This is a genomic window from Bordetella sp. BOR01, assembly GCF_019218885.1.
Lineage (GTDB): Bacteria > Pseudomonadota > Gammaproteobacteria > Burkholderiales > Burkholderiaceae_B > Bordetella_A.
Genome location: NZ_JAHUWT010000004.1, coordinates 347,154 through 368,977 on the forward strand (window position 1 = coordinate 347,154; position 21,824 = coordinate 368,977).

The following is a 21,824-nucleotide window of genomic DNA, read 5'->3' on the forward strand; positions in this document are numbered from 1 at the left end:
GCCGACCTCAATGATTCTGCAGGATGCGCCATGCCAGGACGCGATATTCGATGGCGACGATCAGGCGGTCGCTCAGGAAACCCATCAGGCCGATGGACACCATGTCGGCCAGCACGATATCCATGCGGCCCACGTAGTAGGCATCCCACAGTACGTATCCCAGGCCGGATTTCACGGCAACCATCTCGGACACGATCACCGCTGTCCAGGAAATGCCCAGCCCGATGCGCAGGCCGGTGAATATCGATGGCATCGCCGCAGGCAGCACGACGCGGCGCAGCAGCTGTGGCGACGAGGCGCCCATCATGCTGGCTGCGCGCACCAGGTTGCGGTCTACGTCGCGCGCACCTTGCGTGGTGTTGACCACGATGGCGTAGAAACCGCCAAGAAAGATCAGGAAAATCGAACCCATGTCGCGGATCCCGAACAAGGCGATCGAAAAGGGCAGCCAGGCGGTGATGGGAATCGGGCGCAGCCCCTGGATAAGCGGATCCATCAGTTGCGAGGTCAGCCGGCTCCAGCCGATGGCCAGCCCCAGGGGAATGCCCAGCGCCATCGCCAGGGCAAATCCCTGTGCCACGCGCAGCGACGAATATTGCACATTGGCCAGCCAGGTGCCCTGGTAGGGATTGAGGCCCATGCCCGGGTTGCCGAATATCCAGGCATACCAGGCGCGGGCGACTTGCATGGGCGTGGGCACCACGCCCGCCATGGCATCGGACTGCCCGACCAGTTGCCACACGATCAGGATCAATGCGGGCACGACCAGTCCCAGGCCGGCCCGCCGCAATGCCCGCGTGCCCCGCGCCGGGCCAGGTTGGCGTCCGCGCATCGTGGCCGGCTGCTTCAATGTGGATGAATTCACCTGCATCTCCTTGGGCGGACAGCGCGCTTCCCCCGGAATGGCGCTGCCTCGCGCGGCCGTCTTACATGACTTCCTGCACCAGGGTCGGGTCCCATACCTTGTCGATCTCGCCGCTGACGTCCTTCGGAATGACGCCCAGCTCGTTGAAGGTCTTGGCTTGCCGGCGCAACTGGTCCAGGTCCAGAACGCCGCCCAGCTTGATCAGCTTGACCGATTCCCGTGTCACCGGCAGGGGCAGGTTGGTGTACTTTGCGTAGGCTTCGGCAAATGCCTCGGGGTCTTTCTCCAGGCGCTCTTCGGCCTGCTTGTAGGCCCACAAGAAGCACTTGACCGCTTCGCGCTTGTTCTGCAGCGCATCGCGGGTGGCGGCCAGCAGGCCCAGTTCGGCGCCCACGGCTTTCGAACCGCTGTATTCCAGGTTCTTGGCAAAGAATGCCGTGCCATCGGCAACCAACTGGGATTCGAACGGTTCCCACAGGGCGACCGCGTCCACATCGCCGCGCTGCAGGGCCTGGACGAAGGCGGTGCCGCCGCCCTGGATGTTCACGGCCGTGAACGTGTTGTACGGGATGCCTTTTTCGGCCAGCGTGGCCGCCCACTGGAACCATACGGCTGAACCAGGGGCGATGCCCACGCGCTTGCCGGCCAGGTCTTTCCAGTCGTCCATTTTCACGCCCTTGCGCGTGACCAGGTACTTGGGCGACGAGGCCACGCCCGTCAGGCCCACCAGCTTGTCGCTGCCCTGGGCCAGGGCGATCGCCAGGTCGGCCGGTCCGATACCCGACACGTCGATCGACCCCGACAACAGGGCCGTCCGCGCGTCGGCATAACGCACAAACTCGACCGGGCGCACTTCGACGTTGCAGGCCTTGAGCGGCTCGGAAATGAAGATCATGGGCGACAGGTGGCCGACCTTCACATAGCCGATGGTCAGGACTTGCTTTTGCGGCGCGGCGGCAGGCTGCGGCCCGACCGCGGCGGCGCTTGCCATATATCCGGAAATCAGGACGGCCGTGGCTGTCCGGTAGAGCGTTTTCATACGTTTCCCCTTGTGCTGGCTACACTGTGGCCGATGAAACTGCGTGGCCGATCGATGACGGCCGCCGGCGTGCGCAAGGCACGTCAGCGGCCCTTGAAAACCGGTGCTCGCTTGTCGCGGAAAGCGGCCTGTCCTTCCTGGTAGTCTTCGCTGCAGAAGCAGGCTTGCACGGCCTGGTCCACCGCCTCGGACGCAGGCGCCTGGCTGCCGCCCTGCAGATGATGTAATGCCAACCGCGCGGCGCGCAGCGTCAGCGGGGCGTTGGCGGCCACGGTTGCCAAGCGCTCGGCGGCCAGGGCGTTGAAGTCCGCATCGGCAAACACTTCCTGCACCAGGCCGATACGGGCGGCTTCCAGGCCGTCGAAGGTGCGGGCCGTCAGGAAAAGGTCTGCCGCGCGGGCGCTGCCCAGCACATCGCGCATGCGCTTGACGCCGCTCAGGGCATAGCCCAGTCCAAGGCGGGCGGCCGGCATCCGGAAGCGCGCGCCCTGGTTGCAGTAACGCAGGTCGCAGGCCAGCGCCAGGCCCATTCCGCCACCCATGCAGATGCCGCGTATTAGTGCAATCGTCGGTACCGCGCTGGCCGTCAACGCCTGCTGCGCGCCGGCCACGGCCCGATCGTAGCGCGCCACTTGAGCGGGGTCGCGGCGCTGCGCGCCGAATTCTGAAATATCGGCGCCCGACACAAAGGCGCGTTCGCCGTCGCCTTCAAGCACGATGGCACGCACGTCCGGGCGCGTCTGTGCATCGGCAACGGCTGCGCCCAGTGCTTCCCACATGCCGAGCGACATGGCGTTGTAGCGTGCCGGGTTGACGATGCGGATGCGCAGCAGGCCGGCATCGGTTTCGATGAACAGGCGGCCAGGGGAAACGGTATCGGTAGGCATGGGTCAGTGCTCGTGGTCGTTGTTCAGATCGCGCCCGCGTCGCGCAGGCGGCGTATGTCGTTCTCGCCATAGCCCGCTTCGCGCAATACCTCGTCGGTGTGTTCGCCCCATCCGGGCGCCGTGCGGGCAATGTCGGCCGGGGTGCGCTCGAGTGTGACGGGCTGCGTGACCATGGTGCGCTCGCCTCCTTGCCAGGCATCGCAGCGTCGCGCGGCGCCCAGGTGGCGTATCTGGGCGTCTTCGAACATTTGCGGCACCGTGTACACCGGCCCGGCCGGCACGCCGGCCGCATTGAGCAGTTCGACCCAATGCGCCACCGTTGCAGTCATGAAGACATCCTGGATCTCCTGGTTCAGTCGCTGGCGGTGGCTGACACGCAGCTTCTCGGTGGCATAGTCCGGATCGGCCAGCCAGCCGGGCCGGCCCAGCGCCTCGCAGAATCGCTTCCAGTTGCCCTCGCCGGATGCGCCCAGGTTGAATGGGCCGTCGCTGGCCTGGAACAATCCCATCGGGCTGCTGGTGGGATGATCGTTGCCTTCCTGCCTGGGGATATCGCCGTCGTTCAAGTAGCGTGCGGCCTGGAAATCCATCATGGCCACCTGGGCATGCAACAGCGATGCGTGCACCCACTGGCCCTGGCCGGATACTTCGCGCTCGAGCAGGGCGGTCAGGATGCCGATCGCGGCATACAGTCCGGTGCTCGAATCCGCCACGGCCAGGCCGGCCCGCACCGGCCCCTGGCCTGGCAGGCCGGTTACCGACATCAGCCCGCCCATGCCCTGCACGATCTGGTCGAAACCCGGACGGCTGGCGTAGGGGCCCGACTGGCCGAACCCCGAGATGCTGGCCAGGATGATGCGCGGGTTCAAGGCGCGCAGCGCCTCGTAGTCGACGCCCAGCCGGGCCTTGACATCGGGCCGCCAGTTCTCGACCACCACATCGGCGCCGGCAACCAGGCGCTTGAGCACCGCCAGGCCTTCGGGCTTTTTCAGGTTCAGCGTCAGCGACCGCTTGTTGCGGTTCAGGTTCTGGAAGTCGCCGCTCCAGCGGTCTGCCGCGAACATGGCTTCGTTCGGGTCGATGCCGGGGGGCGGCTCGATGCGGATGACGTCCGCGCCGAAATCGGCCAGCATGCGCACGCAGGTGGGGCCCGCGCGCACGCGGGACAAGTCCAGCACACGGAAACGGCGCAGCGCGGGCGAGGCAGAGAGCGATGGCATGATGCGGTTCAACCTCCTGATGGAAAAGCAGGACGCATTCCGGTGTAGCCCGATGCGCCGAAACGGCTGTGTTCAGCCTGGCGGGCCAGCGCCAGCAGCAAGTCTTCCGCGCCGGGGCGCGCAATGGCCTGTACGCTGACTGGACGCCCGTCGGCCCCCTGGGCAACCGGGAACACAATGGCCGGCAGGCCCAGGTAATTCACAAACGACAGCCAGCAGAACAGGTCGAGCAGGCGGCGCGGCGCAAAGTGCGGTGACGTTGTGATGACCTCGGTCCAATCGGGTAGGCCGCGCGGTAGCGCCGGAGTCAGCAGCACGTCGCAGTCTTCCAGTACATCGGCCAGGAAAGCGTCCGTATGACCCGCGCGCAGGCGCATGGCCTGGGCGTGCCAGGCCGCGGGCAGGGCGGCGCCGGCCAGTGCCAGCGTGCGCGGCAAAGGCGATAGCGCAGCCGCCTTGCCGCGCAGCGCCGCTGCGTGGCTGGTGGCCGCTTCGGCATACAGCAAGGTTTGCGCCAGCCGCGTCCATTCGGGCAGCCGGCCCAGGCGGTGCTCGCGGCGCTGCCCGCGCGCGGTGCATTCGCCCGCGTAACCGTCCAGTGCATCCAGGATGGCGGTGTCGGCCTGCACCGCGGGGTCGGGGTGGTTCCAGCAGGTGGCGATGCGCCAGCTTCGCGGCGCCGGCGCTGAACCGATGGGGCCGGCGGCGGGGTTTACCGCCCGCAGCAGCGCCAGCGCGTCGGTGGCGGTGCGGGCCATGATGCCTACGGTATCCAGCGACGGCGCCAGGGGAGCGACCCCGTCGCGGGGCAGCAGGTCCCGCGTGGGCTTCAGGCCCAGCACACCGCAAGTCGCCGCCGGGATGCGCACCGAGCCTGCCGTATCGGTGCCCAGCGAGCCGTAGCAAAGCCCGCGGGCCACGGCAACTGCCGAGCCGCTGGACGAGCCGCCGACTGCGGCTGCCGGATCGATCGGGTTGATCGGCAGCGGGTAGCGGGGATTCTCGCCGGTAGCCCCGCAGGCATGCTCGGCCATGGCCAGCGCGGCCAGCGGGGTGCTGCCGGCGGTTTGCAGTCGCCTGATCACCGTCGCGGCCACCGGCGGCGAATCCGGCCATGGGCGGCCGGCGCCGCACTCCGGCACGCGCCCGGGCAGGGTGTAGATGTCTTTGTGCGCCAGGCCCACGCCAGCCAGCGGCAGCGACCGGTCCGCGGCGGGCGCGCCGCCCAGCAGGCTGACGGTGCAATGGCTGGTGTCGGCGGCAAAGGCGCGCTGCTGCCGGTCGATCGCCTCGTCCACGCTCAATTCGGCGCCCGCAAGCAGGCGCCGCAGGCCATCGATCGTGTCAGGCAGCCCGGCCGGCGTCATGCCCGGGTCTCGGCGGGCGGGGCCAGTCGTGCCAGCATCTTCGCCACCGTCCGGACCTCGGCTTCGGTGGCGGCGATACCGGCGCGCTGCAACAGCGCCTGGATGGCCGCGGTGTCGGGCGACGCTTCCATGCTGCTGCGGCCTGTCTGGCCAGACGGCGGCTTTTGCATACTCAAATACCCCTTGGTGTATTATTTTGTGCTGCTATAAATATATTTATAAAAGAACGGATAATTTTATGCAAACCCTTTTTTATTTTCTTGTGTGGGACGCATGAAGGTCAGCGAACGGATACGCCTTACGCTGGAGCACGACATCCGCAACGGGGTGCTGCTGCCAGGAGACGCGATCGACGAGCAGGAGTTGGCGGCACGCTACCAGGTGTCGCGCACTCCCGTGCGCGAGGCGCTGCTGCAGCTCAAGGTGCAGGGCATGCTGGACAGCCAGCCGCGCAATGGCATGGTGGTGGCGCGCATGGATGTGCAAGAGCTGCTGGCCATCTGGGAACTGATGGCCGAGATGGAGGGCGTATGCACGCGCATGGCCTGCCAGCGCATGACCACCGAAGAACGGCAAGAGCTGGCTCGTGTGCATCGCGAAGCGGCGTCCATTGCCAGGGCCGATGACGCGCAGGCCTGGCGGGAAGCCAACCACGCCTTTCACGAAGTGCTTTATCACGGCTGCCGCAACCCGTACTTGCGCGAGCAGTTGCTGGCCCTGCGCGCACGCACGGGGGCCTATCTGCGCCATGCCTTCATTGCAGTGGGCCGGGTGCGTGCCTCATATGAGCAGCATGGTGAATTGGTCGAGGCCATCCTGGCCAATGACCCCGAACGTGCGCATCAAATGATGATGCGGCATATCAGCCTGGCGCAAGGGGCCCGGGGCCTGGCCGATTTCCTGATCAATCTGCCGAAGTCGATGGTCAAGTCCTGAACGGCCGGCACCGGTGCGTTCAGCCCGTGCCGCCGCCCAGCTCTTCGATAATGGGGCAATCGGGGCGGTTATCGCCGTGGCAATGGCGCGCCAGGTGCCTCAGGCTGTCGGCCATCTGCTGCAGCTCGGCGGCCTTGCGCTCCAGGCCTTCCACATGGCCGAGCGCAATGCGCTTGACGTCGGCGCTGGCGCGGCCGCGGTCGCGCCACAGCGCCAGCAACTCGTGCATCTGTTCCACCGAGAACCCCAGGTCGCGCGCGCGGCGCACGAAGCGCAAGGTGTGCAGGTCGCTTTCGCTGTACACGCGGTAGCCGGCCTCGGTGCGCGTGGCCGGCCCGATCAGGCCTATGCTTTCGTAATAGCGGATCATCTTGGCCGATATGCCCGACGTCCGGGCAGCTTGTCCAATGTTCATCGCCAGGCCTCCTTGCCAGCGGGGCGGTACGTGCGCAGCCGCAGCGCGTTGCCCAGCACGAACACGCTGGACAGCGCCATGGCCGCCGCCGCGAACATCGGCGACAGCAGCACGCCGAAGGCCGGATACAGCGCGCCGGCGGCTACCGGGATCAGGGCAACGTTGTAGGCGAATGCCCAGAACAGGTTCTGGCGGATATTGGCCAAGGTGGCGCGGCTTACGCCGATGGCATTGGGCACGCCGGACAAGTCGTCGGCCATCAGTACGACCGACGCTGTCTCGATGGCCACGTCGGTGCCAGTGCCGATGGCGATGCCCACATCGGCCGCCGCCAGCGCGGGCGCGTCGTTGATGCCGTCGCCCACGAAGGCCAGCCGGCGTCCGCCGCTGCGCAATGCGTCGATGGCCGCCACTTTGCCGTCGGGCAGCACTTCGGCGCGCACTTCGTCGATGCCCAGTTGCCGCGCCACGCCGCGTGCCGTGTGTTCGTTGTCGCCCGTGATCATGGCTGTCTTGATGCCGAGCCCATGCAGGGCCTCGATGGCGCCGGCGGCCGAAGGCTTGAGCGGATCGCTGACCGCCACCATGGCGGCGGCACGGCCGTCCACGGCGACGTATACCGGGGTCTTGCCGGCTGTGCCCCAGGCCGCGGCGCGATCGCCGAAGCCCGTCAGGTCGACGCCATGGCGGGCCATCAGGCGGGCTGCTCCGGCCATGATGCGGTGGCCCGCCACCACGGCTTGCACGCCTGCGCCGGTGATGGCCTGGAAGGCTTCGGCGGGCGGTATGGGCAAGTTCCGTTCTCGTGCCGCCGCCACGATGGCATGGGCGATGGGGTGCTCGGACCTTTGCTGCACCGCGGCCAACCAGCCCAGCACCTGGTCGCCTTCGAAGCCGGGTGCGGCCTCCAGGTCGGTCAGCGCGGGCTTGCCCAGGGTCAGCGTACCGGTCTTGTCGAATGCCACGATATCGACATGGCGCAGCGCTTGCAGCGCATCCCCCTGGCGAAACAGGACGCCCAGGTCGGCGGCGCGCCCGGTGCCCACCATGATCGAGGTCGGCGTGGCCAGGCCCATGGCGCACGGGCACGCGATGATGAGCACGGCCACGGCATTGACGAGCGCGTGGGGCAGGGCGGGCGCGGGCCCCCAGGCCAGCCAGGCGGCGAACGTCAGCAGCGCGATGGCCATGACGGCAGGTACGAACCATGCCGTGACCTGGTCCACCAGTGCCTGGATGGGCAGCTTGGCGCCCTGGGCCGCCTGCACCATCCGGATGATGCGGGCCAGCATGGTGTCGGCGCCGGTATGCGTGACACGCAGGGTGAAGCTGCCCGAGGTATTCAGCGTGCCGCCGGTGGCGCGCATGCCGACGCGTTTGTCCACGGGCATGGGTTCGCCTGTCAGCATCGATTCGTCGACATACGAACTGCCTTCGATGATGTCGCCGTCGACGGGTATCTTTTCGCCGGGGCGCACCATCACGTGTTCGCCCAGCCGCACTGCTTCGATGGGCACGTCCTGGGCATGGCCGTCGCGCATCACGCGTGCGGTGCGGGGCTGCAGGCCGATCAGCCGCTTGATGGCGGCGCTGGTGCGCCCCTTGGCGCGGGCTTCCAGCATGCGGCCCAGCAAGATCAGCGTCACAATGACCGCGGCCGCTTCGTAATAGACGTGCCGCGCATTCTCGGGCAGCCATTGCGGGGCGAACGTGGCAGCCACCGAGTACGCCCAGGCCGCGCCGGCCCCTACCGCGACCAGCGAATTCATCTCGGGCGCGCGCCGCCACAGCGCCACCAGGCCCTTGCGGAAAAACGCCCGGCCGGGCCAGGCCAGCACAGCGGTGGTCAGCACGCATTGCAGCAGCCAGCTATTGCGCAGGCCCAGCCGGGAGTCCACCCAGTGGTGCACGGCAGGAAAAGCGTGCGCGCCCATTTCCAGCGCAAACACGGGCAGGGTCAATACCAGGGCGATGACGAACGCGCGGCGCAGGCCGCGGGCTTCGTCGGCGCGCGCCTGTTCCTGGCGCGCTTCGTGGCCGTCCTGGGCGGCGATGGGATGGGCCGCATACCCGATACGCGCCACGGCGGCCGCCAGTGCCTGCGCGTCGGTGCCGCCGTCGTGGTCTACCCGGGCGCTTTCGGTGGCCAGGTTGACACTGGCCGTGCTGACGCCCGGTACGGCGGCCAGGGCTTTTTCGACGCGCTTGACGCACGAGGCGCAAGTCATGCCTTCAATGGCAAGTTCGGTCTGGGTAGGAAAGGCGGCGTTCATGCTGCGCTCCGGCAAGGAATATATGGCGAGTTTCATCCTTGACATGATGGGAAGGTCAAGGCCTATTGTAGGCTTGACTTTCCCATCATGGGAAGGTTTAAGCTAAATTCCAATGTGCAATCCGCGCAGTCATTTACCTTCAGGAGTCCTCATGTCCATTCAGTTCAGCGTTCCCGATATGTCTTGCGGCCATTGCGTCAGCACGATCACCCAGGCCGTGCAGCAGGCAGTGCCAGGCGCCCGCGTCACGGCCGACCTGTCCGCCCGCCGCGTCACGGTCGAGAACGCTTCCGAGGCCGATGTCGTGCGTGCCGCCATCGTCCAGGCGGGCTACGATGCACAACCGGTGGCCTGATCGCTGGCGCGAGGCGGCGCGTTCCTGATTGACCCAGGCTATCAATTAATTTAAATAATTATATTTGATATATTGATAGTAATTATTTATCATCTCTACATGGTCGCAAGGCCAGGCAACCACTTCAGGAGATGATCGAATGCTGCAGAATCGCGAAGGCCAACGGGTCCCCAACGTGACCTTCCCCGTCCGCCAGGACAATGACTGGAAACAGGTCACTACCGATGACCTGTTCAAGAACAAGACTGTGGTGGTTTTCTCGCTGCCCGGTGCTTTCACGCCCACCTGCTCGTCCACCCACCTGCCGCGCTACAACGAACTGGCGCAGGCATTCCGTGCCGAGGGCGTGGATGCCATCGTGTGCGTGTCGGTCAATGACACGTTCGTCATGAACGAGTGGGCGAAAGACCAGGAATCGGCCAACATCACGTTGTTGCCCGATGGCAATGGCGAGTTCACCGAAGGCATGGGCATGCTGGTCGACAAGCGCGATCTCGGCTTTGGCAAGCGCAGCTGGCGCTATTCGATGCTGGTGAAAGACGGCGTGATCCAGAAGATGTTCATCGAGCCGCAAAAGGAAGGCGACCCGTTCGAAGTGTCGGATGCCGACACCATGCTGGCCCACATCGCCCCGCAGGCCAAAAAGCCCGACCAGGTGGTGGTGTTCTCCAAGCCCGGCTGCCCGTTCTGCGTCGAAGCCAAGGCCTTGCTGGCCGACAAGGGCTACGACCCGATCGAGATCCCGCTGGAACACAAGGTGCGTGGCCGAGTCATCGGCGCGGTCTCGGGCAAGGGCACGGCCCCGCAGGTGTTCATCAACGGCGCCCTGATCGGCGGCCTGGAAGACCTGAAATCCTACTTGTGAGGCCCACCCCCGAAGCGCGGCGTGGCGGACCGGCAAAGCCGGTTCCGCGGCGTCCCCGATCGAGTCACGCGGCCGCATGATGCGCGGCGCCAGCATTGCATGGGACAGTCATGGATATTCTGCACACCGACATTGCCATTATCGGCGCCGGCACGGCCGGCCTGGCGGCCTATCGTGCGGCGCGCGCCGCCGGCAAGCGTGCCTTGCTGATCGAGGGCGGCCCGTACGGCACCACTTGCGCCCGCGTGGGCTGCATGCCTTCCAAGTTGCTGATCGCTGCCGCCGAGGCCGCGCATGGCGTTGCGCACGCGGCCCCGTTCGGCGTGCACGTCGAGGGCGCCATACGCGTGGACGGCCGCGAAGTCATGGCGCGCGTGCGCAGCGAGCGTGACCGATTCGTGGGATTTGTGCTCGAGGGCGTCGAGAACATTCCCGCCGCAGACAAGCTGGCCGGCTACGCGCGCTTCGTATCGGATACGGTGCTGCGCGTGGACGACCGCATCGAGGTGCGTGCCGGCAGCGTCGTCATTGCCACCGGTTCGCGGCCGTCGGTGCCGCCGTCGTTCGAGGCGCTGGGCGATCGCCTGGTGGTCAACGACGATGTATTCAATTGGCAAGACCTGCCGCGCAGCGTGGCCGTGTTCGGCCCGGGCGTCATCGGCCTTGAACTGGGCCAGGCGCTGGCGCGGCTGGGCGTACGGGTGCGGGTATTCGGGGTCAGCGGCAGCCTGGGCGGCCTGAGCGATCCGGCAGTGCGCCAGCGCGCGCGCCGCAGCTTCCAGGACGAGTTCTACCTGGATCCGGATGCGCGCGTACTGTCCACCGCCCGCATCGGCGACCAGGTCGAGGTGCGCTACGTGGCGCTGGACAATACCGAGCGCACCGAACGTTTCGATTACGCGCTGGTGGCCACCGGGCGGCGCCCCAACGTCGACCGGCTGGACCTGCACCACACCAGCCTGGCACGCGATGCCCGCGGCGTGCCTGAGTTCGACCGCAGCACCCTGCAGGCCGGCGATGCGCCGATTTTCGTCGCCGGCGATGCCAACGCCGATGCACCGCTCTTGCACGAGGCTGCCGACGAAGGCCGTATTGCCGGCATGAATGCCGCGCGTTTCCCGGATGTGCGGGCTGGATTGCGGCGCGCGGCGCTGGCGGTCGTGTTTTCCGATCCGCAGATTGCGCTGGTGGGCACGCCTTATGCGCGGCTGCCGCAAGATGGCGTCGTGATCGGGGAAGTCGATTTCGGCGATCAGGGCCGCTCGCGCGTGATGTTGAAGAATAAGGGCATGCTGCATGTGTATGCCGATATCGCAACGGGCCGGTTCCTGGGCGCGGAAATGGTCGGCCCGTCGGCCGAGCACATCGGCCACCTGCTGGCCTGGGCCGTGCAGCAAGAGCTGACGATCGCGCAGATGCTCGACATGCCGTTCTACCATCCGGTCGTGGAAGAGGGCCTGCGCACCGCGCTGCGCGATGCGGCCGCCCGCCTGCAGCAGGCCGGCAGTCCGCGGCTTCGGGCCGCGGCGTAGCCCAGGCGCCGCGCGGCCCGGATCAGGCCGCCTGTTGCCGCGATTCGTCGCCGGCCAGCGCGCCGAGCACGGCGCGTTCGAACTGCATCTGGCTGCGTGGCCGTTCCAGCGCCGATCCGGTCAGGATGAACACGTCTTCGACCCGATCGCCCAGTGTCATGATCTTGGCCATGCTGACACTGACGCCATGCTCGGCAAAGACACGGGTCAAGGCATGCAGCAAGCCGGGGCGGTCGGTGGCGGTCACCGACAGCCGCCATGATTGGCTGCGTTCGTCGGGCTGCAGTTCGGCTTGCGGCATGACCGGAAAGGCCCTGGAGATGCGCGACTGTCGCCGCCGCGCGGGGGCGCCGTACGTCCCACGGGCCGTGGCCGTGCCCTGGGGGTCGCGCAGGCGTTGCGCCAGCTCGTGTTCGACCAGGGTGGCCTGGGCCCGCAGGTCGGTGCTGCCTTCGGGCAGCAGCACGATGAAACTGTCCAGTGCCCAGCCGTGCCGCGTAGTGTGGACGCGGGCATCCTGGATGCCCAGCGACTTGGCATCGAAATAGGCGCAGATGGCCACCACCAGTTCGGGTACATCGCGCGTGTACACCATGATCTGCAGGCCTTCGCCTTGTTCGGTGGGGCGTGCACGCACCACCGGGCCGTCCGGGGCCACCTGGTAATACAGGTGGCGGGTATGCCAGGCAATATCCGACGCATCGTGGCGCAGGAAATAGGCAACGTCCAGCTCGTTCCAGAAGGCTGCGCGCGCGTCGTCGCGCAGGCCCACCAGGCGGGTCAGGCGCGCGGCTTCTTCCTTGCGCTCGGTCAGCACCGTATGCGTATCGGCGGGCGAGCCGCCCAGCGCGGCCAGCGTCAGGCGGTACAGGTCTTCCAGCAGCTTGCCTTTCCAGGCGTTCCAGACCTTGGGGCTGGTGCCACGGATATCGGCCACGGTCAGCAGGTACAGCGCCGTCAGGCGACGCTCGTCGCGCACCGTGGCCGCGAATTCCTTGATGACGCCCGGGTCGGACAAGTCGCGCTTTTGCGCGACGGCCGACATCAGCAAGTGCTGGCGCACCAGGAATTCGACCAGCTCAGCGTCTTCGGGGTCCAGGCCGTGCTCGTGGGCGAAGCGGCGGACTTCACGCGCGCCCAGTTCGGAATGGTCGCCACCGCGCCCCTTGGCAATGTCGTGGAACAACGCCGCCACGTACAGCAGCCAGTGACGCTCCAGGTTGGCGACCAGTTGGCTGGCCAGCGGATATTCCTGCGCATGCTCGGGCATGGTGAAGCGCCTGATATTGCGCACCACGGCCAGCGTGTGCTGGTCGACCGTGTACACATGGAACAGGTCGTGCTGCATCTGCCCGACAATGCGGCGAAACACCGGCAGGTAGCGGGGCAGGATGTTCAGCATGGTCATGCGGCGCAGCTCGTGCACGATGCCGCGCGGCTGCTGCAGGATCTGCAGGAACAGTCGGCGATTGACCGGATTGCGCCGGAACTGCGCGTCGATGCGATGGCGCGAGTGCCAGATGGCGCGCAAGGTGCGCGGCGACATGCCGGTCAGTTCGGCATGCTGCTGCATCACCAGGAAGGCACGCAGCAGCAGGGTGGGATTGCGTTCGAAGGCATCGTCGCGCACGATATCCAGCCGCCCGCGCAGGTTGCGTAGTTCGTCGTCGATGTCGCGCGCGTCGGTGTCGGGCCGCGGGTACAGCCGTTCTTCGATGCTCGGCACCAATATGGCGTTCAATTGCGTCACCAGGCGCGCCGCCCAGTAATAGCGCTGCATCAGCAATTCGCTGCTGCGCCGGGTGGCCGTGGCCTGGATGCCGTAGACCTCGGCAAGGCCCGGCTGCAGGTCGAACAGGACGCGGTCTTCGCGGCGGCCCGTCAGCAAGTGCAGCTCGATGCGCAGCCGCTTGAATGCCTGTTCGGCGCGGCGCAGGTCGCGCGCCTCGGACGGCGTCAGCAGGCCGGCCTGGGCCACTTCGCGCCAGTTGCAGCCGAAGCCGGCGGCGCGCGCCATCCACAGGATGACCTGCAGGTCGCGCAGCCCGCCGGGCGATTCTTTGCAATTGGGCTCCAGCGCGTAGGGCGTGTCCTGGTAGCGGGCGTGGCGCTGCTGCATTTCGACGCGCTTGGCCTGGAAGAAGGCCGGGACATCCAGTTGGGCCTGGATGACGGCCTCGAACTGCTTCATCAGGGGGCGGCTGCCCGCCAGCCAGCGCGATTCCAGCAGGGCGGTTTCGACGGTGATATCGGCCTGGGCTTCTTGTTCGCAATCGGCCAGTGTGCGCACACTATGGCCGGGCTCCAGGCCCAGGTCCCACAAGGCGGCCACCAGCGTCTCGATGGCCTCGGCATCCCGGGATACCGGCGCGTGCGGCAGCAAGATCAGCAGATCGACGTCGGAATGCGGGTAGAGCTCGCCGCGCCCGTATCCGCCCACTGCGGCCAGGGTGGCACCAGCGGGCAGGGGATGCAGCTTGAGCAGGTCGCGCAAGGCCTGGTCGACAATCCGCCGCAATTCCGACAGCAGGGTGTCGGGGCGCCGATGCTGGCGGAACTGGGCGATGGCCTCGCCGCGGGCAAGCTGCAGCCGCCGGCGCAGGTCGGGCAGCGAGGGCGGGGCGGCGGGGCTCATAAGCTGGGCGGTTCAGGCCGCGGGCAGGACCAGGGGCTCGGTCACGAATGCCGGCGGCTGGCGCACGCCCGGCGACAAGGTCAATACTTCATAGCCGGTATCGGTCACGCAGATGGTGTGTTCCCATTGCGCCGACAGGCTATGGTCGCGCGTGACTACCGTCCAGCCGTCGGCCAGTTGGCGGATTTCGCGGCGGCCGGCGTTGATCATGGGCTCGATGGTGAAAATCATGCCCGTGGTCAGGGGCACGCCGCTGCCTGGCTTGCCATAGTGCAGGACCTGGGGGTCTTCGTGAAAGCGCTGGCCGATGCCATGGCCACAGAACTCGCGCACCACCGAATAGCCACTGGATTCGGCATGCTTCTGGATGGCATTGCCCACATCGCCCAGGGTGGCGCCATTACGCACCTGCTGGATGCCTTTCCACATGCATTCGAATGTGATCTCGGCCAGGCGGCGCGACTGGATCGACGGTTCGCCCGCGTGGTACATGCGGCTGGTATCGCCGAACCAGCCATCCTTGATGATGGTGACGTCGATATTGAGCGCGTCCCCGTTTTTCAGCACCTTGTCGCCCGGAATGCCGTGGCAGACCTGGTGATTCACCGAGGTACAGATGGCGCCGGGAAAGGGGGGGTAGCCCGGCGGCGCATAGCCCACCGTGGCCGATTTCACCTTGAGTTCGTCGGTCAGGTATTCCAGGCACAAGCGGTCGAGTTCACCGGTGGTGACGCCAGGCTTGACGTAGGGAGTAATGAAATCAAGGATCTTCGCGGCGTCCTGGCAGGCGGCGCGCATCTTGTCGAGATCGGCGGGGTTGGTGACTATGCCCATGTATTGGCTTGAGTAACTGGGTGGAAAAATAGTAGAATTATAGGCTTGCCTAAAAACCGGGGGCAAAGCCCAAGTGCATTCCTTGCGGGCGGTTTCATCCGAATATCGTTGAATATGCTGAATATTTGGCGAATGATCTGGTGAAATTGCTGGTGCAAGAGATGTGTTTTCAGGCTTACGCCCGCGGCACGGGGCTACTACTGGCGTCATTGCATTGTAGAGCCTCGGCCGCCACGGCCGTCTGGGTTTGTTCGCCGCAGGGGTTCGCCACTGCTTTGCGATCGGCCGACCGGGTTTCGGGCTTGTTTCATCCTGATATCAGGAAATCGCGTGCTACGCCACCCAGGGTGTCGGCCATGCCATGCATGGGCCGGTACAGGTGTAGCGCAAGAACCAACCCTCGGAGAACTTCATGTCCCTTATGCGCGAAATGCTGGAAGCTGGCGTCCACTTCGGTCACCAGACCCGCTACTGGAATCCCAAGATGGCCCCGTATATTTTCGGCCATCGCAACAAGATCCACATCATCAACCTCGAACAGACGGTGGCCAAGTACCAGGAAGCCACCAAGTTCGTGAAGCAGCTGACCGCCCGCGGCGGCAACATCCTGTTCGTCGGCACCAAGCGCGCCGCCCGTGAACTGGTTGCCATCGAAGCCGCCCGTTGCGGCATGCCCTTTGTCGACGCCCGCTGGCTCGGCGGCATGCTGACCAACTTCAAGACGGTCAAGACCTCGGTCAAGCGCCTCAAAGACATGGAAGCGGTCGTCGCCGAAGGCGGTGCCGAACGCATGATCAAGAAAGAAGGCCTGCTGTTCGAGCGCGAACTCGACAAGCTGAACAAGTCCATCGGCGGCATCAAAGACATGAACGGCCTGCCCGACGCGCTGTTCGTGATCGACGTCGGCTACCACAAGATCGCCATCGCCGAAGCCCGCACGCTGGGCATCCCGGTCGTGGCCGTGGTCGATACCAACCACTCGCCCGACGGCATCGACTACGTCATCCCCGGTAACGACGACTCGGCCAAGGCCATCGCCCTGTACGTCAAGGGTATCGCCGACGCCGTGCTGGAAGGCCGCGAGCAAAACCGGAACGGCCCGGTCGAAGAGGTCGCCGAAGGTTCGGAAGAGTTCGTCGAAGTGCAGGACAACCAGGGCTGAAGCCCGATCCGGCAGGCAGGCCGCGGCGGGCGATAGCGCCCCGCGGCCATGCCGGCCGGAAGTCTCGAGACGGGCTCCCGTCTCATGGCCCGCCCGTGCGGGCGTCTTGTCGAATCAATCCATGTGTCCCGGCTGCTGCCGGGGCATGTCTTAGCGAAACTGGAGCAATCATGGCTGAAATTACCGCCGCCCTCGTCAAGGAACTGCGCGAAAAGACCGACGCGCCCATGATGGAGTGCAAGAAAGCCCTGACCGAAGCCGAAGGCGACCTGGCCCGCGCCGAGGAAATCCTGCGCGTCAAGCTGGGCAACAAGGCCAGCAAGGCTGCCGCGCGCGTCACCGCCGAAGGCCTGATCGGCCTGTATATCTCGCCCGACGCCAAGCAAGGCGCCGTGATCGAGGTCAACTGCGAAACCGACTTCGTGGCCAAGAACGACGATTTCGTCGCCTTCATCAACAAGCTGGCCGAACTGGTCGCCACGCAGAAGCCCGCCGACGTGGCTGCGCTGTCGGCGCTGCCGCTGGGCGAGGGCACGGTAGAAACCACCCGTACCGCGCTGGTCGGCAAGATCGGCGAGAACATCTCGGTACGCCGCTTCGAGCGCATCGAAACCGCCAACGCCCTGGCCAGCTACGTGCACGGCGGCAAGATCGGCGTGCTGGTCGAATACGCTGGCGCCGAAGAAATCGGCAAGGACCTGGCCATGCACATCGCGGCCACCAAGCCCAAGGCGTTGAATGCCGACGGCGTGCCGGCCGCCGATATCGCCGCCGAACGCTCGGTCGCCGAGCAAAAGGCCGCCGAATCGGGCAAGCCCGCCGAGATCGTCGCCAAGATGGTCGAAGGTTCGGTGCAGAAGTTCCTGAAGGAAGTCACGCTGCTGTCGCAGCCCTTCGTCAAGAACGACAAGCAAACGGTCGAACAGATGCTCAAGGAAAAGAACGCGTCGATCAGCAAATTCGTGCTGTTCGTCGTGGGCGAGGGCATCGAGAAGAAAACCAGCGACTTCGCCGCCGAAGTCGCCGCTGCTGCCGCCGGTCGCGCCTGAGCGGTCGTGGTACCCGGGGCCGGCTAGATAAACACTAGTCCGGCCCTATTTCTTGTCTTACACTTTCGTCGGATCGTTCCCTGGGGCATCACCTATGAGCAGCAGATCATACAAACGGGTTCTTCTCAAACTTTCCGGCGAGGCGCTGATGGGTGAAGATGCCTTTGGCATCAATCGCAGCACCATCGTGCGCATGACCGATGAAATTGCCGAAGTGGTCGCGCTGGGCGTGCAACTGGCCATCGTCATCGGTGGCGGCAATATCTTCCGCGGCGTCGCTCCCGGCGCGCAGGGCATGGACCGCGCCACGGCCGACTACATGGGTATGATGGCTACCATCATGAACGCCCTGGCCTTGCAAGATGCCCTGAAACACAAAGGTGTCGATACCCGCGTGCAGTCCGCGCTGAATATCGACCAGGTGGTCGAGCCTTACATCCGCCCCAAGGCGCTGCGCTACCTGGAAGAAGGCAAGGTCGTCATTTTCGCGGCGGGCACGGGCAACCCGTTCTTCACCACCGATACGGCGGCCGCGCTGCGCGGGGCCGAGATCGGTGCCGAGATCGTGCTCAAGGCCACCAAGGTCGATGGCATCTACAGCGCCGACCCCAACAAAGACCCCACGGCCACGCGCTATGCGCGCATCAGCTTCGATGAAGCCATCGTGCGCCGGCTCGAAGTCATGGACGCCACCGCGTTTGCGTTGTGCCGCGACCAGAAATTGCCCATCAAGGTGTTTTCGATCAACAAGTCCGGCGCGCTCAAGCGCGCAGTCAGCGGCGAAGACGAAGGCACTCTGGTACACGTTTAAGCAAAGGAAATCCTCATGAGCGTCGCAGAAATCCGTAAATCCGCCGAAACCAGGATGGCCAAGTCGCTTGACACGTTGAAGCTCAACTTGTCCAAGATCCGTACCGGCCGCGCCCACACGGGCATCCTGGACCACGTCCAGGTCGAATACTACGGTTCGCCGGTGCCCGTGAGCCAGGTTGCCAACGTGAACCTGGTCGACGCGCGCACCATCAGCGTCCAGCCCTACGAAAAGCCCATGGCCGCGGCCATCGAGAAAGCCATACGCGAATCCGACCTGGGCCTGAACCCCATGAACATGGGCGAAACGATCCGCGTGCCGATGCCTGCCTTGACCGAAGAGCGCCGCCGCGACCTGACCAAAGTGGTCAAGGGCGAGGGCGAAGACGCCAAGATCGCGGTACGCAACTTGCGCCGCGAAGCCAACGAATCGCTCAAGAAGCTGGTCAAGGACAAAGACATCTCGGAAGACGACGAGCGCCGCGCGCAAGACGACATCCAGAAGCTCACCGACCGCAACGTGACCGAGATCGACAAGCTCATTACCCAGAAAGAAGCGGAAATCATGACCGTATAATCGGGGCCAGGTACCGATTCCGCGCGCCGCCCGTGCCGTACCGCTGCTAGCCTGACCAGCGCGGTGGCGGCAAGGCGGCGCAGTTCTTTGGGTCCCCCGGCCCGCACGGGCTTTCCCGGCACGACGCTTCTTGCTCATGGCTATCAGTTCTACCCAGGCGATCCCCGCCACCCAGGCCGTTCCCCAGCACGTCGCCATCATCATGGACGGCAACGGCCGCTGGGCAACGCGCCGGCACTTGCCGCGCACAGCGGGCCACGCCAAGGGTGTGCAGGCCGTACGGCGCGTGGTCGAGGCCTGCGGGCGGCGCGGCGTGCGCTACCTGACGCTGTTCGCGTTCAGCTCCGAGAATTGGCGCCGCCCCCCCGAAGAAGTCTCGTTGCTGATGCGCCTGTTCGTGCAGGCGCTCGAGCGCGAGGTCGACAAGCTCAACGAACAAGGTGTGCGGCTGCACGTGGTGGGCGATATGTCGCGCTTCGAGCCGCGCCTGCAGGCACTGATCGCCGACGCCCAGGCGCGTACCGCGCACAACGACCGCCTGCACTTGTCGGTGGCGGCCAACTACGGCGGGCGCTGGGACATCCTGCAGGCCGCGCGCGCCATGCTCAACCAACACCCGGAACTCGCGCGCGATCCCCAGGGCATCAACGAGGCGCACCTGGCAGAACATCTGTCGATGGCCTGGGCGCCCGAGCCCGACCTGTTCATCCGCACCGGGGGTGAACAGCGCATTTCCAATTTCCTGATCTGGCAGTTGGCCTACGCCGAGCTGTATTTCACCGACCATTACTGGCCCGACTTTGGCGCGGCCGAACTCGATGCCGCATTCGAGTGGTATCGCACCCGCGAGCGTCGCTTCGGGCGCACCAGCGCACAACTGCGCGGCGATACCGCACGCTAGGCCCTTCCACAGGCCCTGAATCACCGGAGACTCCCCATGCTCGGCCAACGCGTCCTTACCGCTGTCGTCTTGCTGGCCGTGTTGGCAGCCGCCCTGGCATCGAGCAATCCCTGGTGGTTCGTGGCCTTGCTGGCCGCGGGCGCGGCTTGCGCCTGCTGGGAATGGCTGCGCCTTACCGTGCCTCAGCCGCCATCGCGCGCGCTATGCGTAGGCCTTGCTGCCGTGCTGCTGGCTGTCATGCTCTGGCTGACCTGGGCCTGGTTGTCGTCCCACCCCGCCGCGGCCGCCTTGCAGGCTGCCGTGGTGCGCTGGCTGGTGCCGGCGGTGGCGCTGGTATGGCTGCTGGCCGTCCCGACCGCCGTCGTCCGGGGTCGTGCCGATGCCGCGCCGGCCAGCCTGGCCTGGTCGCTGTTCAGCGTGCCGGCCGTCCTGGCAGCCTGGTCGGTACTGGCGCTGATGTTCATGGCACGGGGCGGCTGGTTCGTGGTGTCGCTGCTGGCGTTGGTGTGGGTAGCCGATATCTCGGCCTATTTTGCGGGCCGGGCGTTCGGCAAGCGTAAACTGGCCCCCAGGGTCAGCCCGGGCAAGACCATCGCCGGCGCCGTGGCCGGCATTCTGGCCGCGGTGGCCTGGGTCTGGCTGTCCAGCCTGTGGACGGGCAGCTTCGGCCATGCCCTGGTCGAGCGCGGTTCCCTTTGGCTGGCGCTGCCGGCGGCGGCGCTCCTGGGCGCCATATCCATCGTGGGCGATCTGTTCGAGTCCTTGCTCAAGCGCCGGGCCGGCCGCAAGGATTCCAGCGCGCTCCTGCCGGGCCATGGCGGGGTCTACGACCGCATCGACGCCATCCTGCCTGTCGCGCCGTTTGCCTTGCTGCTGTCTGGAGTCTTGTCTTGAGTCGTTTCCAACGCGTTGCTGTCCTGGGCTCCACCGGTTCCATCGGGGAAAGCACCTTGGACGTCATCGCCCGCCACCCCGAGCGCCTGGCGGTGTTTGCCTTGTCCGCCCACAGCCGGATGGAACGGCTGGCCGAACAGGCTGCCGCCAGCGCGGCCGCGGTGGTGGTCGTGCCTGACCAGGCCGCGCGCGGCCGCTTTTTGGCTGCCTGGCCCGCAGGGCGTACGCTGCCCGAAGTACGCGTCGGGGCCCAGGCGTTGGCCGACACGGCCGCCGACACCGGTTGCGACACGGTCATGGCCGCCATCGTGGGGGCTGCCGGCCTGCCGGCTGCCTTGGCCGCGGCGCAATCCGGCAAGCGTGTGCTGCTGGCCAACAAAGAAGCCCTGGTGGCCGCCGGCGGCTTGTTCATGCGTGCCGTGCGTGAGCACGGTGCCGAATTGCTGCCTATCGACAGCGAGCACAATGCCATTTTCCAGTGCATGCCGCACGGCGAGCGCGCCGCCGCGCCCCGCGAACCGGCGCGCGGCGTGCGCCGCCTGCTGTTGACGGCCTCGGGCGGCCCGTTCCGGCGCCAGGCGCCGCAAGACCTGCACGATGTCACGCCCGACCAGGCCTGTGCCCATCCCAACTGGAGCATGGGGCGCAAGATCTCGGTCGACTCGGCCACCATGCTGAACAAGGGGCTCGAGGTCATCGAGGCGCATTGGCTGTTTGCCATGCCGGCCGACCGCATCGAGGTACTGATCCATCCTCAGAGCGTGGTGCATTCGATGGTCGAGTACGAAGACGGTTCGGTGCTGGCGCAACTGGGCCAGCCCGACATGCGTACCCCCATCTCGTACGGCCTCGGGTTTCCCGAACGCCTGGACAGCGGGGTAGGGCCGCTGGACCTGGCCCGCTGGGGCAAGCTGGAATTCGAAACCCCCGATATGCAGCGTTTCCCGTGCCTGCAGCTGGCGTTCGACGCCCTGCGGGCGGGGCAGGCCGCCTGCGTGACGCTGAACGCCGCCAACGAGGTGGCGGTTGAAGCGTTCCTGTCCGGCCGGCTGCGTTACACCTGGATCCCGCGGGTAATCACGGCCGCGCTCGAATGGCAGCAGCGTCAGTCTTCTGTTACGCTCGACAACCTGGCCGACGTTCTGGCACTGGATGCCGCAGCGCGCGCCTATGCGGGCAATCTCGGCCTGGCCTGAACCGGCCACGCC

The 21,824-nt window shown here is 66.2% G+C and carries 21 protein-coding genes; 11 read left to right on the forward strand and 10 right to left on the reverse strand.

The window, feature by feature from the left end; translation table 11 throughout:
* Positions 1 to 7: 7 nt before the first annotated feature.
* The 6 genes from KW845_RS23395 to KW845_RS23420 form a co-directional block, all read right to left on the reverse strand.
* A complete protein-coding gene (locus KW845_RS23395; protein ID WP_370628281.1) occupies positions 8 to 865 on the reverse strand; it encodes an ABC transporter permease in 858 nt (285 codons plus the stop codon).
* Between the two features lie 61 nt (positions 866 to 926).
* On the reverse strand, positions 927 to 1,904 hold the full coding sequence (locus KW845_RS23400) for an ABC transporter substrate-binding protein (protein ID WP_218371761.1): 978 nt from the start codon (positions 1,902 to 1,904) through the stop codon (positions 927 to 929).
* Positions 1,905 to 1,987: 83 nt separating this feature from the next.
* Positions 1,988 to 2,791 carry an enoyl-CoA hydratase gene (locus KW845_RS23405; protein ID WP_218371762.1) on the reverse strand — a complete coding sequence of 268 codons (804 nt, stop codon included), beginning with the start codon at positions 2,789 to 2,791 and terminating at the stop codon, positions 1,988 to 1,990.
* A 23-nt stretch (positions 2,792 to 2,814) separates the two neighbouring features.
* Entirely contained in the window at positions 2,815 to 4,011 is a 1,197-nt protein-coding gene (locus KW845_RS23410) for a CaiB/BaiF CoA-transferase family protein (protein WP_218371763.1), read from the reverse strand.
* A gap of 8 nt (positions 4,012 to 4,019) precedes the next feature.
* On the reverse strand, positions 4,020 to 5,378 hold the full coding sequence (locus tag KW845_RS23415; RefSeq protein WP_218371764.1) for an amidase: 1,359 nt from the start codon (positions 5,376 to 5,378) through the stop codon (positions 4,020 to 4,022).
* Entirely contained in the window at positions 5,375 to 5,548 is a 174-nt protein-coding gene (locus KW845_RS23420; protein ID WP_218371765.1) for a hypothetical protein, read from the reverse strand. Before KW845_RS23420 ends, KW845_RS23415 begins: the two co-directional genes overlap by 4 nt.
* Positions 5,549 to 5,651: 103 nt before the next feature.
* On the opposite strand from KW845_RS23420, the gene KW845_RS23425 reads away from it, so the two are divergent.
* Entirely contained in the window at positions 5,652 to 6,314 is a 663-nt protein-coding gene (locus KW845_RS23425; protein ID WP_218371766.1) for a GntR family transcriptional regulator, read from the forward strand.
* A gap of 19 nt (positions 6,315 to 6,333) precedes the next feature.
* On the opposite strand, the gene cueR is transcribed toward KW845_RS23425, so the two are convergent.
* Entirely contained in the window at positions 6,334 to 6,729 is a 396-nt protein-coding gene (gene cueR / locus KW845_RS23430) for a Cu(I)-responsive transcriptional regulator (RefSeq protein WP_218371767.1), read from the reverse strand.
* Positions 6,726 to 9,002 (reverse strand): heavy metal translocating P-type ATPase, encoded by a 2,277-nt coding sequence (locus KW845_RS23435; protein WP_218371768.1) that lies wholly within the window; start codon positions 9,000 to 9,002, stop codon positions 6,726 to 6,728. The genes cueR and KW845_RS23435 overlap by 4 nt, the downstream gene beginning before the upstream one ends.
* Before the next feature lie 151 nt (positions 9,003 to 9,153).
* On the opposite strand from KW845_RS23435, the gene KW845_RS23440 reads away from it, so the two are divergent.
* The 3 genes from KW845_RS23440 (at position 9,154) to KW845_RS23450 (ending at position 11,754) form a co-directional block, all read left to right on the forward strand.
* On the forward strand, positions 9,154 to 9,357 hold the full coding sequence (locus tag KW845_RS23440; RefSeq protein WP_218371769.1) for a heavy-metal-associated domain-containing protein: 204 nt from the start codon (positions 9,154 to 9,156) through the stop codon (positions 9,355 to 9,357).
* A 139-nt stretch (positions 9,358 to 9,496) separates the two neighbouring features.
* Entirely contained in the window at positions 9,497 to 10,222 is a 726-nt protein-coding gene (locus KW845_RS23445) for a glutathione peroxidase (RefSeq protein WP_218371770.1), read from the forward strand.
* Between the two features lie 110 nt (positions 10,223 to 10,332).
* The gene (locus tag KW845_RS23450) at positions 10,333 to 11,754 is read left to right on the forward strand and encodes a dihydrolipoyl dehydrogenase (protein WP_218371771.1); all 1,422 of its coding nucleotides are present in this window, start codon (positions 10,333 to 10,335) and stop codon (positions 11,752 to 11,754) included.
* A gap of 22 nt (positions 11,755 to 11,776) precedes the next feature.
* Here KW845_RS23450 and KW845_RS23455 read toward each other — a convergent pair whose 3' ends face one another.
* On the reverse strand, positions 11,777 to 14,389 hold the full coding sequence (locus KW845_RS23455; RefSeq protein WP_218371772.1) for a [protein-PII] uridylyltransferase: 2,613 nt from the start codon (positions 14,387 to 14,389) through the stop codon (positions 11,777 to 11,779).
* A gap of 12 nt (positions 14,390 to 14,401) precedes the next feature.
* A complete protein-coding gene (gene map, locus KW845_RS23460; RefSeq protein WP_218371773.1) occupies positions 14,402 to 15,223 on the reverse strand; it encodes a type I methionyl aminopeptidase in 822 nt (273 codons plus the stop codon).
* 412 nt (positions 15,224 to 15,635) lie between these two features.
* Between map and rpsB the strand changes: the two genes are divergently transcribed.
* From rpsB to KW845_RS23495, 7 genes are all read left to right on the forward strand, one after another.
* Positions 15,636 to 16,385 (forward strand): 30S ribosomal protein S2, encoded by a 750-nt coding sequence (gene rpsB / locus KW845_RS23465; protein ID WP_218371774.1) that lies wholly within the window; start codon positions 15,636 to 15,638, stop codon positions 16,383 to 16,385.
* Between the two features lie 170 nt (positions 16,386 to 16,555).
* On the forward strand, positions 16,556 to 17,434 hold the full coding sequence (gene tsf / locus KW845_RS23470) for a translation elongation factor Ts (protein ID WP_218371775.1): 879 nt from the start codon (positions 16,556 to 16,558) through the stop codon (positions 17,432 to 17,434).
* 94 nt (positions 17,435 to 17,528) lie between these two features.
* Entirely contained in the window at positions 17,529 to 18,245 is a 717-nt protein-coding gene (gene pyrH, locus KW845_RS23475) for a UMP kinase (RefSeq protein WP_218371776.1), read from the forward strand.
* Positions 18,246 to 18,260: 15 nt separating this feature from the next.
* Complete coding sequence (gene frr, locus KW845_RS23480) at positions 18,261 to 18,821, forward strand: ribosome recycling factor (protein WP_218371777.1); 561 nt, start codon at positions 18,261 to 18,263, stop codon at positions 18,819 to 18,821.
* 136 nt (positions 18,822 to 18,957) lie between these two features.
* Positions 18,958 to 19,722 carry a polyprenyl diphosphate synthase gene (gene uppS / locus KW845_RS23485; RefSeq protein ID WP_218371778.1) on the forward strand — a complete coding sequence of 255 codons (765 nt, stop codon included), beginning with the start codon at positions 18,958 to 18,960 and terminating at the stop codon, positions 19,720 to 19,722.
* 36 nt (positions 19,723 to 19,758) lie between these two features.
* Positions 19,759 to 20,616 carry a phosphatidate cytidylyltransferase gene (locus KW845_RS23490; protein WP_218371779.1) on the forward strand — a complete coding sequence of 286 codons (858 nt, stop codon included), beginning with the start codon at positions 19,759 to 19,761 and terminating at the stop codon, positions 20,614 to 20,616.
* Positions 20,613 to 21,812, forward strand: coding sequence for a 1-deoxy-D-xylulose-5-phosphate reductoisomerase (locus tag KW845_RS23495; RefSeq protein ID WP_218371780.1), 1,200 nt, complete (start codon positions 20,613 to 20,615; stop codon positions 21,810 to 21,812). Before KW845_RS23490 ends, KW845_RS23495 begins: the two co-directional genes overlap by 4 nt.
* Positions 21,813 to 21,824 lie beyond the last annotated feature (12 nt).